14 protein-coding genes and 1 other annotated feature are annotated in these 13,867 nt (G+C 43.7%); of the genes, 11 read left to right on the plus strand and 3 right to left on the minus strand.

The genetic code is table 11. The features are described 5' to 3' along the window. Positions 1–354 precede the first annotated feature (354 nt). Positions 355–762, plus strand: coding sequence for a DUF3293 domain-containing protein (locus R7Q41_RS10840; protein WP_104978799.1), 408 nt, complete (start codon positions 355–357; stop codon positions 760–762). A gap of 64 nt (positions 763–826) precedes the next feature. Continuing rightward, positions 827–1,309, plus strand: a complete 483-nt coding sequence (locus R7Q41_RS10845; RefSeq protein WP_318108300.1) for a putative 4-hydroxy-4-methyl-2-oxoglutarate aldolase — start codon at positions 827–829, stop codon at positions 1,307–1,309. Here R7Q41_RS10845 and R7Q41_RS10850 read toward each other — a convergent pair. Further along, positions 1,306–1,776, minus strand: a complete 471-nt coding sequence (locus R7Q41_RS10850) for a hypothetical protein (protein WP_017821468.1) — start codon at positions 1,774–1,776, stop codon at positions 1,306–1,308. The two genes, R7Q41_RS10845 and R7Q41_RS10850, sit on opposite strands and share 4 nt — an antisense overlap. 423 nt (positions 1,777–2,199) lie before the next feature. Between R7Q41_RS10850 and thrL the strand changes: the two genes are divergently transcribed. From thrL to R7Q41_RS10875, 5 genes are all read left to right on the plus strand, one after another. Continuing rightward, the gene (gene thrL, locus R7Q41_RS10855) at positions 2,200–2,277 is read left to right on the plus strand and encodes a thr operon leader peptide (RefSeq protein ID WP_074192076.1); all 78 of its coding nucleotides are present in this window, start codon (positions 2,200–2,202) and stop codon (positions 2,275–2,277) included. Next, positions 2,213–2,332, plus strand: a sequence feature (Thr leader region). (Overlaps the previous gene by 65 nt.) Positions 2,333–2,385: 53 nt before the next feature. Then, the gene (thrA, locus tag R7Q41_RS10860) at positions 2,386–4,845 is read left to right on the plus strand and encodes a bifunctional aspartate kinase/homoserine dehydrogenase I (protein WP_318108298.1); all 2,460 of its coding nucleotides are present in this window, start codon (positions 2,386–2,388) and stop codon (positions 4,843–4,845) included. Positions 4,846–4,865: 20 nt separating this feature from the next. After that, positions 4,866–5,822: a homoserine kinase gene (thrB, locus tag R7Q41_RS10865; protein WP_318108468.1), complete on the plus strand. Its 957-nt coding sequence runs from the start codon at positions 4,866–4,868 to the stop codon at positions 5,820–5,822. Continuing rightward, positions 5,819–7,099 (plus strand): threonine synthase, encoded by a 1,281-nt coding sequence (thrC, locus tag R7Q41_RS10870; RefSeq protein ID WP_318108296.1) that lies wholly within the window; start codon positions 5,819–5,821, stop codon positions 7,097–7,099. Before thrB ends, thrC begins: the two co-directional genes overlap by 4 nt. A 140-nt stretch (positions 7,100–7,239) precedes the next feature. Beyond that, the gene (locus tag R7Q41_RS10875; protein ID WP_318144492.1) at positions 7,240–7,899 is read left to right on the plus strand and encodes an NAD(P)H-dependent oxidoreductase; all 660 of its coding nucleotides are present in this window, start codon (positions 7,240–7,242) and stop codon (positions 7,897–7,899) included. Between the two features lie 110 nt (positions 7,900–8,009). On the opposite strand, the gene grcA is transcribed toward R7Q41_RS10875, so the two are convergent. Continuing rightward, the gene (gene grcA, locus R7Q41_RS10880; RefSeq protein WP_005381814.1) at positions 8,010–8,387 is read right to left on the minus strand and encodes an autonomous glycyl radical cofactor GrcA; all 378 of its coding nucleotides are present in this window, start codon (positions 8,385–8,387) and stop codon (positions 8,010–8,012) included. 326 nt (positions 8,388–8,713) lie between these two features. Here grcA and nfo point away from each other — a divergent pair, with 326 nt between their 5' ends. The 3 genes from nfo (at position 8,714) to R7Q41_RS10895 (ending at position 11,233) form a co-directional block, all read left to right on the plus strand. Then, a complete protein-coding gene (nfo, locus tag R7Q41_RS10885) occupies positions 8,714–9,598 on the plus strand; it encodes a deoxyribonuclease IV (RefSeq protein ID WP_017821508.1) in 885 nt (294 codons plus the stop codon). 289 nt (positions 9,599–9,887) lie between these two features. After that, positions 9,888–10,568 (plus strand): uracil-DNA glycosylase, encoded by a 681-nt coding sequence (gene ung, locus R7Q41_RS10890; RefSeq protein WP_005382846.1) that lies wholly within the window; start codon positions 9,888–9,890, stop codon positions 10,566–10,568. 113 nt (positions 10,569–10,681) lie between these two features. After that, the gene (locus R7Q41_RS10895; RefSeq protein ID WP_005381807.1) at positions 10,682–11,233 is read left to right on the plus strand and encodes a hemerythrin domain-containing protein; all 552 of its coding nucleotides are present in this window, start codon (positions 10,682–10,684) and stop codon (positions 11,231–11,233) included. 236 nt (positions 11,234–11,469) lie between these two features. Here R7Q41_RS10895 and R7Q41_RS10900 read toward each other — a convergent pair whose 3' ends face one another. Then, complete coding sequence (locus R7Q41_RS10900; RefSeq protein ID WP_005381805.1) at positions 11,470–11,655, minus strand: DUF3545 family protein; 186 nt, start codon at positions 11,653–11,655, stop codon at positions 11,470–11,472. A gap of 721 nt (positions 11,656–12,376) precedes the next feature. On the opposite strand from R7Q41_RS10900, the gene R7Q41_RS10905 reads away from it, so the two are divergent. After that, positions 12,377–13,810: an alanine/glycine:cation symporter family protein gene (locus R7Q41_RS10905; protein WP_005381800.1), complete on the plus strand. Its 1,434-nt coding sequence runs from the start codon at positions 12,377–12,379 to the stop codon at positions 13,808–13,810. Positions 13,811–13,867 lie beyond the last annotated feature (57 nt).

Below are 13,867 nucleotides of genomic sequence, written 5' to 3' on the forward strand. Positions count from 1 at the left end.
ACCTAAATTTGTGACAAAATTGTGCTAATAGAATAAATTCTAGGCAAAAATATAACATACAGGTAATGTGATTTTGATAATAAATCAAGTTGATCAAAAAAACACTTCTTTCAGTTATCCGCCCTCCATGGAATTTTGCCAACTCACCAGTATCCAATGGCGACGTTTATTCTAAAGGGCTTGTTTACCTTTCATTTCCTGCTTTCAGTGGGGCCTGAAACGTAAACACCCTAAGATATTGAGCGGATTTTATATTGTTAACAGCATGCTAACAATGCTCAAATGTTAATTCCATTCAGTTTGTTGATTTATATCAATTGATGAAATGTAACTGTTATTAATCGTTTAAGACTTATGATAGAAAAAAGTAATAAGAACATAGACGCATCGTTATGGAATGCTTATTCAGAATCTTTTTTCAGATTCGAAGCCGAGTGGCGTGTTTCAAACTATGCTGTGATAACCGCTTGGAACCCATACAGTAACTTGAGGTCCAAAGAAGAGAACAGCATAAACAATCACGCGTTAGAAAAACAGCTACAGCACGTTAATTACGCGCCTGTCACGGTAGGTGATAGCGCTTTTACATGGTATGAGGAAAGCTTTGCCGTCGAGTTGTCGCCAGAGGTAGCCGTTGAATTGGCGAGTGACTTTCAACAAAACGCGATTTATTACGTCATTAATGACCAACTTTATCTTATTGCGTGCTTGCAGCCGAAAGTTTTTCATACGTTAGGCTCCATTAAACCTCGGCTCGTATAGAAGGTATAGAAAAGGATACTGCTCACTGAAGCACCGCTTGGGTGAGAAAATTCACGGAGGAAATATGAGAGACATTACACCCGATATTTGTGACCAATTTGAAGACCAAGTGAGCTTGCTTACTTTACCATTGCAGAACTTTGGTCAACGTAGCGCTTTTTACGGTGAAATCGTTACGGTGCGCTGCTATCACGATAACTCGAAAGTGCGTGAAGTACTGGGCGAAGATGGAACGGGTAAAGTATTGATTGTTGACGGACATGGATCGTGTCAGAGAGCATTACTCGGCGATCAATTAGCGATACTCGGAATAGAAAATGGGTGGGAAGGTATCATTGTCTATGGTGCAATACGCGACGTAGCACAAATATCTCAAATGGACATTGGCGTTCAAGCTCTTGGAACTAACCCGTTTAAAACAGAGAAACGCGGGATAGGAGAGGTAAACGTAACCTTAACGATGCAAAACCAAATCGTTCAACCTAAGCACTACGTTTACGCGGACTGGAACGGTGTGTTGATTTCTAAGCAAAAGCTGGGCTTCTAAAAACGAAAGCCTAAACCAACCTCAAAGCCTTGTTGCCAATCTTGGTAATCAAGAGTCGCGTGAAGATCCAGTTTATCGGTAATTTTTACGCGACTTGATACTTCAGCCGCGAGGCTACTGTCGTCTTGGCGAATACCTTCCGCTGTTTCATTCTTGTAAGAGCGAACTGTACTTTTCAGCGTGACACGATCATTAAAGTGATAGCTGATCCCACTCAAAAAACCACTTTGATTTTTGGTAGGAGAGTTATTGACTCGCGCACCGACATAAACGTCTACCGAATCAAAAAGTTCGTAAGCGTAACCCGTATCGATATTCCAAACATCAAAACTGTCAGACTGATAACTGTCGCTGGAAATGAATAGTTTATGAGGAGAAGGGGATATTTTACCTGGAAGCGGCGGAAGCTCGTTTGCTAGACAAACACCAGGCACAAAAAACAGCAACAGAAAAAGCCCTCTTTTCATGTTCACCACTCCTTGTGTCAACTTTTTTATTAGTATGCGCCCAAAGCTTCTCACTATTAAAGCATAGAATATGAAAGCTAGCTCACCTATTTTCTAAATAATTCGATCCTATGAACATAAGTCACAGTTAAGTTGTTGTTATGTGTCACAACCCTCTCGAATTATTTGATCGTACGTTTTATGGCAAAGATCAGACTAGTTATTAGATAAAAAACCGAACTGGTGATGATGGTTAAGTCCTTTACAAAAATTAACTGTAGATTTTCAAATGATCAATAATGTGTAATTAACTATAAATATCAATGACATTGCTTAGCAGAAATCTCTGAAAGATGGAAAAACAAACAATTTTTTGTTGACTATGTATCAGAAACTCGGTAAACGTAGAGTTAAGCAAACACAATTAACGTTGAATATTTATTTATGCCATCTAACAGCCTAGTAGTAATGACCACGACCATTATTATTACCGACACGACACATGTTGGGGCAGGCTGCTGAGCGAAAGAAATTCACAAAAAAGGCCTGTATCCAACAAGATACAGGCCTTTTTTTATGCTTTTTTATCCAGAATTTAGACAAATTTAAGAAGATATACCGGAGGAAGGGATGCGAGTATTGAAGTTTGGCGGATCATCACTAGCTGATGCAGATCGCTTTTTGAGAGCGGCAGACATTATTGCCAATAACGCTCAACAAGAAGAAGTGGCGGTTGTTCTTTCCGCTCCTGGTAAAACAACAAACAAATTGGTTTCGGTCATTGAAGGCGCATTGCGCAATGGTGAAGCAGAACTACAAATCAAAGAATTGGAGGAGTCGTTTAAAACGCTCTTCACTCAAGTCCAAGCAGTACTACCCAATATCGATGGTTCAGCTTTCGATAACCAAGTGAAAACTTCTCTCTCTCAATTACGCCAATTCGTTCATGGCATCAATCTTCTTGGCATGTGCCCAAACAATGTTAATGCACGTATTATTAGCAAAGGCGAACGCGTTTCGATTCAATTGATGAAAGCAGTGTTAGAAGCCAAAGGCCAGCCTGCACATCTTATCGACCCAGTTGAATACCTATACGCAAAAGGTGATCACCTTGAAGCCATGGTTGATGTAGACGTTTCAACGCAAAACTTCCGCCAAAACCCTCTTCCTCTGGGCCATGTGAACATCATGCCAGGCTTTACCGCAGGTAACGAGAAAGGTGAATTGGTAACACTTGGTCGCAATGGCTCTGATTATTCAGCGGCGGTTCTTGCAGCGTGTCTGCGCGCAGATTGTTGTGAGATCTGGACTGACGTAGATGGTGTATACAACTGTGACCCTCGTTTAGTAGAAGATGCTCGCCTGCTTAAATCTCTTAGCTACCAAGAAGCAATGGAGCTTTCTTACTTCGGTGCTTCCGTTTTGCATCCGAAAACCATTGCTCCTATCGCGCAGTTCCACATCCCATGTCTGATCAAAAACAGCTTTAACCCACAAGGTGCAGGTACCCTGATTGGGCAAGACACTGGTGAAGACAATCTGGCGATCAAAGGTATCACGACGCTAAACGACCTAACCATGGTTAACGTCTCCGGCCCAGGTATGAAGGGTATGGTTGGCATGGCAAGCCGCGTATTTGGCGCAATGTCTTCCGCTGGTGTGTCTATTGTTCTTATTACTCAGTCTTCTTCTGAGTACAGCATTAGCTTCTGTATTGAGGCAGAAGATAAAGCAAAAGCGCAACAAGTACTGGCCGATGCGTTTGAGTTGGAACTGAAAGATAGCTTATTAGAGCCCGTCGAGTTTATTGATAATGTTTCAATCATAACGTTGGTTGGTGACGGCATGCGTACATCGCGCGGTGTTGCATCTCGCTTCTTCTCATCTCTTGCTGAAGTGAACGTAAACATTGTAGCCATCGCACAGGGCTCATCTGAGCGTGCAATCTCAGCCGTGATTCCTGAAGATAAAATCTCTGAAGCGATCAAAGCGTGTCACGAAAACCTATTCAACTCTAAGCACTTCTTAGACGTATTCGTGGTTGGTATTGGTGGCGTTGGTGGTGAGCTGGTGGATCAGATCGAGCGTCAACAGGCGAAGCTTGCGGAAAAAGGCATCGTGATCCGCGTGTGTGGCTTGGCAAACAGCAAAGGTCTTCTGCTTGATAGTGAAGGTCTGCCACTCGAGCATTGGCGTGATCGTATGTCGGCAGCGACAGAAGAGTTCAGCCTAGCGCGTTTGATTTCTTTGGTTCAACGTAACCACATCATCAACCCAGTATTGGTTGACTGTACATCAAGTGAAGATATCGCGAATCAATACGCTGATTTCTTAGCTGCTGGTTTCCATGTCGTTACACCAAATAAAAAAGCAAACACAGCAAGCATGGCTTACTACCATCAGCTTCGCGATGTTGCGCGCAGCTCTCGTCGCAAGCTGATGTACGAAACAACTGTGGGGGCGGGTCTACCGGTAATCGAAAACCTGCAAAACCTAATCTCAGCGGGTGATGAACTAGAGCGCTTCAGCGGCATCCTTTCTGGCTCTCTGTCATACATCTTTGGCAAATTAGATGAAGGCATGAGCCTAAGTGAAGCGACAAACATCGCAAAACAAAACGGCTTTACGGAACCAGATCCGCGTGACGATCTATCGGGTATGGATGTGGCGCGTAAGCTTCTGATCCTTGCTCGTGAAGCTGGCATGTCTCTAGAACTAGAAGACGTTGTGGTTGATCAAGCTCTGCCACCTGGTTTTGATGACTCAGGCAGTGTTGAAGAATTCATGGAACGCCTGCCAGAGGCGGATGCATACTTTAAAGAGCTGTCAGCTAAAGCAGCGGAAGAAGGCAAAGTACTGCGCTACGTGGGTGAAATCGTTGACGGTAAATGCACAGTAAGCATTGCTGCAGTCGATGAAAACGACCCGATGTTTAAGATTAAAGACGGTGAAAACGCACTGGCATTCTACAGCCGCTACTACCAACCAATTCCACTGGTATTGCGTGGTTACGGTGCGGGTACAGAGGTTACGGCTGCTGGCGTATTCTCGGATGTGATGCGTACTTTAGGTTGGAAGCTAGGGGTATAACAACAATGATTTCAAGTGATATGGATGTAGTGGTTTATGCTCCTGCGTCAATTGGTAATGTAAGCGTTGGTTTCGACGTTCTGGGGGCGGCGGTGTCCCCAGTTGATGGCACACTATTGGGCGACCGAGTGTTGGTTAAGTCTGGGGCTGAGCCGTTCAGTCTAAAGACAGCGGGTGATTTTGTTGAGAAGCTGCCAACCGAGCCAAAAGAGAACATCGTTTACGATTGTTGGGTAGTGTTTGCTCGCGAGCTAGACAAAAAAGGCGTCGAGCTAAAACCACTTGAGATGACGCTAGAAAAGAACATGCCAATTGGCTCTGGTTTAGGCTCAAGTGCATGTTCTATCGTTGCTGCATTAGATGCATTGAACCGATTCCATGGACAGCCACTTAACGAGACAGAGTTACTGGCACTGATGGGAGAAATGGAAGGCAAGATTTCTGGTGGTATTCACTACGACAACGTCGCACCATGTTACCTTGGCGGTGTGCAATTGATGCTTGAAGAGTTGGGTGTCATCAGCCAAGAAGTGCCTTGCTTTGATGATTGGTACTGGGTGATGGCGTATCCGGGTATCAAAGTATCCACAGCAGAAGCGCGTGAGATCCTACCATCTCAATACCGCCGACAAGATATCATTGCCCATGGTCGCCACCTTGCAGGCTTTATTCATGCGTGTCATTCTGGTCAGCCAGAACTTGCTGCAAAAATGATCAAAGACGTGATCGCAGAACCGTATCGTGAGAAACTGCTTCCGGGTTTTGCGAATGCACGTCAATACGCAGCGTCTGCGGGGGCATTGGCTACCGGTATTTCTGGCAGTGGGCCGACACTGTTCAGTATTTGCAAAGAAAAAGATGTCGCTGAGCGAGTTGCTCGCTGGTTAGAACAGAACTACGTACAAAACGAAGAAGGATTCGTCCACGTTTGTCGTCTAGATAAGCAGGGTTCGAAAGTAACAGGAAGTGAGCTATGAAGCTTTACAATATAAAAGAAAATGATGAACAAGTTTCCTTTGGCCAAGCCGTTCGCCAAGGGTTAGGTCGCAATCAAGGCCTATTTTTCCCATCGGAATTACCAAAATTTGAAGATATCGATGCGCTGCTTGCAGAAGACTTTGTCTCTCGTAGCACTAAGATTCTATCGGCATTAATTGGCGATGAACTTGCAGAAGAGCAAGTGAATGCTCTTGTTGATGCTGCGTTCCAATTCCCTGCGCCTATCAACCAAGTAAAAGACGGTGTCTATGCACTGGAGCTGTTCCATGGTCCAACGCTTGCGTTTAAAGACTTTGGTGGTCGCTTTATGGCGCAATCTCTTGCTGCGGTTTCGGATGGCGGCAAGATCACTATTCTGACTGCAACTTCTGGCGATACTGGCGCAGCCGTTGCGCATGCTTTCTACGGTATGGAAGACATCAACGTTGTGATTCTTTACCCGAAAGGTAAGATCAGCCCACTGCAAGAGAAGCTATTCTGTACGCTTGGCAAGAACATCCATACTGTCGCGATCGATGGAGACTTCGATGCGTGTCAGGCTCTGGTTAAGCAAGCTTTTGATGATTCTGCACTGCGTGAAGAGATCGGTCTGAACTCAGCAAACTCAATCAATATCAGCCGTTTGATGGCGCAAATCTGTTACTACTTTGAAGCAGCCGCGCAAATGAGCAAACAAGAGCGTGAAAACCTAGTGGTATCAGTACCAAGCGGTAACTTTGGTAACCTAACTGCTGGTCTACTGGCAAAAGCGCTGGGCTTGCCTATCAAACGCTTTATCGCTGCAACGAATGCTAATGACACTGTTCCTCGCTACCTACAAACAGGTAAGTGGGAGCCAAAACCAACAGTCGCAACAACATCGAACGCGATGGACGTGAGCCAACCAAACAACTGGCCTCGTATTGAAGAGCTGTGCCGCGTGAAAGAGTGGGGCTTGGAGACGCTAGGTAAAGGTGCTGTATCTGATGAGCAAAGCGCACAGTCAGTAAAAGATCTATACGCCATGGGTTACCTGTGTGAACCGCACGGTGCGATTGCTTACCGCGTTCTTGAAGAACAATTGCAAGATGGTGAAACCGGTCTATTCCTATGTACTGCTCACCCTGCGAAGTTCAAAGAAGTGGTGGATGATATTCTAGAATCAGACATCGACCTTCCTGCGCCACTAGCGAAGCACGCTTCGATGGAGCTGCTATCGGAAGATCTCGACGCAGACTTTGACGCACTGAAGCAAGTACTGCGCCGCGTGCAGTAAGCTTCAAAAATACAGTCAGTATCAAAAACACAAATAACGAGAGGTGAATGAGCAATCATTCACCTTTTTTATTGCCGGTAAGTTTTAACTCTCTTTATGATTGAGAAACGAACTTAACTAAATGAGATGGAAAGAGAAGCATGCATTTTTTGATTTTTCTAGGTTCGGTGAGAGACAGCACGCCACCAAGACCAGCCCGTTTAGGAATGCGAGTCAGTAGAGCGTGTAAAAAACTCATCGCGAGTCAGCATTCGCAACATACTGTCGAAATCATTGACCCATTGGACTATGACTTTGGCGATGTGTTTAAGCCCGAGTTTGCTTATCACCGCTCTAAAGTGCCAGAGCACCTAAGTGAGCTGGCAGATAAAATCAAACAGGCCGATGGGTATGTGATGGTTAGCCCGGAATACAACCATTCGATGAGTCCAGCTTTGGCAAACATGCTTAACCATTTTGGCAGTTCACTGTTTTCCTATAAGCCAAGTGCTATCGTGACCTACTCTGCTGGGCAATGGGGTGGCGCTCGTGCTGCAGTGTCGATGCGGACCTTTTTATCCGAGTTGGGATGTTTACCCGTGTCGGCAATGAGCCATATTCCGAAAGCACAAGAGGTGTTTGATGAACAGGGCGTGGCTGCGGATGAGTCGGATCAGGCGCAGTGGGACAGTTATATGAATCGCACTATGCATCAATTGATCTGGTGGGCAGAAGGGGCCTCACTGCAAAGAGATAGGCTTGATCCAACCTCCTTAGCGCAAGCGTTTCAGAAAGATCCTTCGCAAAGAAATGCACCTTAGAGGCGAGTTGCTTTCCATTATAGAAAGGGTTTAGAAGGATTCTGAAACAAAAAAGCTTGGTCATTGCTGACCAAGCTTTTTAAATTCTAGCGAGCTAGTTTACTGAGAGATTATAGAGTCTCAGTAAAAGTACGAGCGATTACATCACGTTGTTGCTCTGGAGTTAGCGAGTTAAAACGTACTGCGTAACCAGAAACACGAATAGTTAGTTGTGGGTATTTCTCTGGGTGTGCAACTGCATCTTCTAGTGTTTCGCGTTTAAGCACGTTCACGTTTAGGTGTTGGCCGCCTTCGATACGAGGAGCAGTTTCGATTGCAACTTCACGGCTTTCGTATTCACCTAGGTCGCTGATTGCGATAACTTGGTCTGCTTCGTAGCCAGCAGTTGCAGCAACACAACGAGCTTCATTTTTTTCGCTATCTAATAGCCAGATAGAGTTTAGTAGGTCGTCGTTTGCCGCTTTTGTAATTTGGATACCTTGGATCATCACTATCTCCTAGACCACTTACGTGGTGATTATTGGTGTTAATTTTCGAATTTTCGTTGAGCTGAGTATTATATAGCTAATATCCACTATTTTAATATTGATTTAAGTCAAAAAACAACCAAAAACATTATTTTTATTAAGGTTATTTTATTGAGTTAAATCAATAAAACCTTTAAAAACAAACTAATTACAATTTATTTGATAAGATAAAAAATATTTAATAACTAGTTTTGTTGTAAATTTACTACAAATTGAGATTAAAGTTTAAACTGGTTAACGCAACTATCTGTATTTAGGTAGCAATACTGAAAGTCTAAAGTGATTAAATGACAAACATGAAAAACAAGCTTGGGAATAAACTCATTGGTGCACATGTCTCTGCTGCTGGTGGGGTCGATCAAGCTCCGTTGAGAGCTCGTGAAATTGGCGCGAATGCCTTCGCACTATTTACAAAAAACCAACGCCAGTGGGTGGCGAAGCCTTTAGAAGCAAAAACCATCAGTGCGTTTAAAGCGAACTGTAAAATGCTGGGTTTCGGAGCAGAGCATATTCTTCCCCATGATTCTTATCTGATTAACTTGGGTGCGCCGGAAGAAGAAAAGCTGAATAAATCCCGCGCGGCATTTATTGATGAAATGGAGCGTTGTAATCAGTTGGGGCTGACTTTGCTTAACTTCCATCCGGGTAGTCACCTAAAGAAAGTCTCTGAACAGGAGTGCCTCGCAACGATCGCCGAGTCGATCAATCTTGCGCATAAAGCGGTGCCGAATGTGATCGCTGTTATCGAGAATACGGCAGGTCAAGGCACTAACTTAGGCTGGAAGTTTGAGCACCTTGCTGAAATCATCGAGCAAGTGGAAGATAAAGATCGTGTCGGCGTTTGTATTGATACCTGCCATACCTTTACGGCCGGTTATGACTTACGTACAAAAGAAGATTGCGAGCGCACCTTTGCAGAGTTCGACCGTATCGTAGGTATGCACTATTTAAGAGCAATGCATCTAAATGATTCAAAAGTAGAGTTTGCCAGCAAAGTGGATCGCCACCATTCTCTCGGTAAAGGAGAGATCGGGTGGGATTGCTTTGAGTACATCGCGAAAGACCCTCGTTTTGATGGTATCCCTCTGATTTTAGAGACAATTGATCCAGATATTTGGCAGCAAGAGATCAACACGTTGCGTCAATTCCATTTAGCGGCCATTGACAGTTAATGGCGTAACCACAAAGTTGGCACCTTTCTTTCTTATTAATTGAACATCAATCTCTGAATTAGCAAAGAAGGATGCCAACATGTCTCGACCACTCTCTTTTACTCCTTATGCTTTCACTCGTCGCGTGCTTCGCTTACCGATGCCTAATCGTCACATTACCGGACAGGGGCATTTTCGAACGCCACAGAAGCATTAGTCTTTTATTACTTGTCTCAAGTTCGTGGTAAGTTTTTGTTTGTTTGAGTTTCGCTCGTTAGAATAGAAGCAAAATTTAGGACAGGAACTTTCCATGAATCAGTCACCCACTTGGCACGATGTGATCGGCGAAGAGAAAAAGCAGAGCTACTTTGTAGACACCTTGAATTTTGTTGAAGCCGAACGCGCCGCAGGCAAAGCTATTTTTCCTCCCGCAAAAGATGTCTTTAACGCGTTTCGTTTTACCGAGTTCAAAGACGTTAAGGTCGTGATTCTAGGACAAGACCCATACCACGGCCCAAATCAGGCGCATGGCCTGTGTTTCTCTGTACTTCCTGGCATTAAAACGCCACCGTCACTGGTTAATATGTATAAAGAGCTGGCGCAAGATATTGAAGGTTTCCAAATCCCTCAGCATGGTTTTTTGCAAAGCTGGGCTGAACAAGGCGTATTGTTACTCAATACGGTATTAACGGTGGAGCAAGGTAAAGCGCATTCACATTCAAAGACAGGTTGGGAAACGTTTACTGATCGAGTGATTGAAGCCATTAATCAGCATCAAGAAGGTGTAGTGTTCTTGCTGTGGGGTTCACATGCACAGAAGAAAGGTCGTTTTATCGATCGCAATAAGCACCATGTGTTAGCTGCCCCACACCCATCGCCACTTTCTGCACATCGAGGCTTTTTCGGTTGTAAGCATTTCTCTCAAGCAAACCAGTTGCTTACATCACAAGAAAAAGCACCAATTAACTGGCATTTGCCATTAACGGTATAAATGAAGAGACAGCGATCATGGATGGTATGATCGCTGTTTTTTTGAGCACGCTCGAGGCTGATAGTAAATTTCTCATGTACACTTACTAAAAGTAGGTGTTAAGGAGAGACGCTATGATGATCGAAAGAATTCGACGCGAACATGGTTATATGGTTCGTCTGTTGGCGATACTGCGCCATAAGCTTAATGAGATAAAAAAAGAACGTGTAATCAACTATGCGTTAGTAAGCGAGATTGTTGATTACCTCTCTAATCATTCGGAGAAAGTACACCACCCGAAAGAAGATATCCTCTATCACCACTTTCTTGAACACTATGGTAAGCAACAAACCATGGAAAATTTAGAGAAAGAACATCTAGAGTTAGCGAGTAAAACCAGAGAGTTTTCATCCGTGATAGAGATGATCCTTCAGGATGCTGTTGTGCCACAAGACATGTTTGTCGCTCACCTAGAAGATTTCATAGAATCGCAAAGGCACCACTTGGAGCTAGAAGAGCGAAAAATTTTGCCTCTCATTGAAGAGTTATTTACCACAGAAGATTGGCAGCATGTCGAGAGCTTATGGAGCGTCAGTGAGGATGATCCTGTGTTTGGTGACACGATTGCTGATCGTTATAAGCAGTTGGCCGAACGTGTTCGTCAAAGTGATACTGAGTATGTTTAAGCCTGAGTGATGAAACCTGAGCGAGCGAAAGCCGTCTCTCGGGTTTGTGAGATACATTTCTTATTTATTGGGAATCAACCGAAAATTTAGTGTGCATATTTCTCGGCAAAAAGTACGGAAGATTCTCATTGAGTAATAATGGTATTCATACTTAAACCTTGGTACATAAACTCACGGTGTTTACGGTCACTGTAAACAAAAAACAAAAGGCACCTGTAAGGTGCCTTTTGTTTGAATTAGAGTTTAATGTCTTCCAAGTTATAATCGGTACAGACATCAAGTTCGCGCAGCTCTTTAAGCAAATTGCGTCTGTCGTTCATCTCTTCTATTTCACGCCACTTTCGCTTTACTGGTTTGGCACGAGATTTGGTTGTTGAGGTAGTATCCAGATTAAAAATGTCATCTAGTTGAAAGCCTTCCATAAGCCACCTTTACCTTTCTTAAGCTAAACTGTTGTAACCAGTCCTTGTGGAGTTTTTTAAGTACCACAATAGCCGTGAGAATAACCATGATATATTTCGCATTTGTGTCGGTAGCATGACATTTTCGTGCAAAAATATTCTCAAAATCACACTTTTTATTGCAACGATGTGGATAAAAAATGCACAAACGATCTCAAGAAAACGATTAAATAGAGAGATTTTCTATGTTAATTCGATTTGATGAATGGGTGCTCTGCGCAAAGGTTAAAGTTGCATAAAATCAGTTTGATGAAATAGTGTTCAATTAGATGGTAAGCCACTAGCGTAAATTTATGTAACACCTTGTGAATACTAGCTTGTTCTTGTTTATACGGTTTGCCATTCCATTTAATGAAGAATAATTATTTATGTTGGTGTTTGGTAATTGAAATGTTGCGCAGTTTGAGTGTTAAGTCTTCTATTTATGTTATTTTTTGGTGACTTTATAGTGAAAAATAACAATGTTATTATTATCGTTGCATATTGATTTTTGCGCTCCTAGGTTGCATTATCCGCCCGTCAAAAAATACGCTGGTACGTAAAATGGATGCATGAAGCGACGTTTACGATTCTAGATTGCCCATAAACATTACTTAAAAAGCTAAGCACACTTTGACACTTAGCAGGCAATTTGGTGGATGGCTAGGACGCATAGACTGGCGCAACTCACTTTGAGGTACACATGACAGACTTAATCAATTTGATGAACGATCTCCTCTGGGGCTCGATTCTGGTTTATCTTCTTGTTGGTGTTGGTATTTACTTCACCGTTCGATTAGGGTTCATTCAGTTCCGCCATTTCGGCCACATGTTCTCTGTTCTTAAGAACAGTCGTAAAGCAGACAAAGCTGGTATTTCCTCTTTCCAAGCGCTTTGTACTAGTCTTGCTGCACGTGTTGGTACAGGTAACATGGCGGGCGTTGCAGTTGCATTGACTGCGGGTGGTCCTGGTGCGATCTTCTGGATGTGGCTGATTGCAATGCTTGGTATGGCAACATCGTTTGCCGAGAGCACACTGGCGCAGCTATACAAAACCAAAGATGATGATGGCAACTACCGTGGTGGCCCTGCCTACTACATGGAAAAAGGCCTGGGCATGCGTTGGATGGGCGTGTTGTTCTCAGTTTTCCTAATCATCGCTTTTGGTTTGGTATTCAACGCCGTACAAGCTAACTCAATTGCCAATGCAATGAGCAACGCATTTGGTTGGAATAACCTGTATGTCGGTATTGCCGTTGTTTTACTGTCTGCAATTGTTATTTTCGGTGGCATCAAGCGTATCGCAAGAGTTGCTGAGATGATCGTTCCGATCATGGCACTACTTTATCTAGCCCTAGCGCTGTTCATCATGTTCTCTAACCTAGAGAAATTACCTGATGTATTGATGCTTATCTTTAAGAGTGCATTTGGTCTGCAAGAAGCAGCAGCAGGTGGTCTTGGCTACGCAATTGCACAGGCAATGATTAACGGTATTAAGCGCGGTCTATTCTCGAATGAAGCAGGTATGGGTTCTGCACCTAACGCGGCAGCTTCAGCAACACCTTACCCACCACACCCAGCGTCTCAAGGTTACGTACAGATGCTAGGCGTGTTCATGGATACGATCGTTATCTGTTCTGCAACAGTGGCTATCATCCTGATGTCTGGTGAGTATGTCGGTCAAGCAACAGAAGTGACTGGTATCGAGCTAACTCAGCGAGCATTGAGCTCACAAGTTGGCGATTGGGGCGGCATCTTTGTTGCTGTGGCAATCTTCTTCTTTGCGTTTACTTCAATCATTGCAAACTACTCGTACGCTGAAACGAACTTAATCTTCCTAGAGCACAATCATAAAGCGGGCTTAAGCATTTTCCGCGTTATTGTTCTTGGTATGGTGATGTTTGGTGCACTAGCTTCGTTACCAGTCGTATGGTCGCTTGCTGACGTCTCTATGGGTCTGATGGCGATAGTTAACTTGGTGGCGATCATCTTGCTATCTGGCATCGTGATTAAACTGGCAAAAGATTACAACCGCCAGCTTGGTGAAGGCAAAGTGCCAACATTTGATGCGAATGACTTCCCAGAGCTGAAATCTCAGCTTGAAGAAGGCATTTGGTACAACGATAAAAAAGACTAAGTGAGCTATCACTCATAGTTGAAAGCTATTAGTACGATGTAAAAAGCCATGCAGACA

This window comes from Vibrio sp. 2096, assembly GCF_033339595.1.
Classification (GTDB): Bacteria; Pseudomonadota; Gammaproteobacteria; order Enterobacterales; family Vibrionaceae; genus Vibrio; species Vibrio alginolyticus.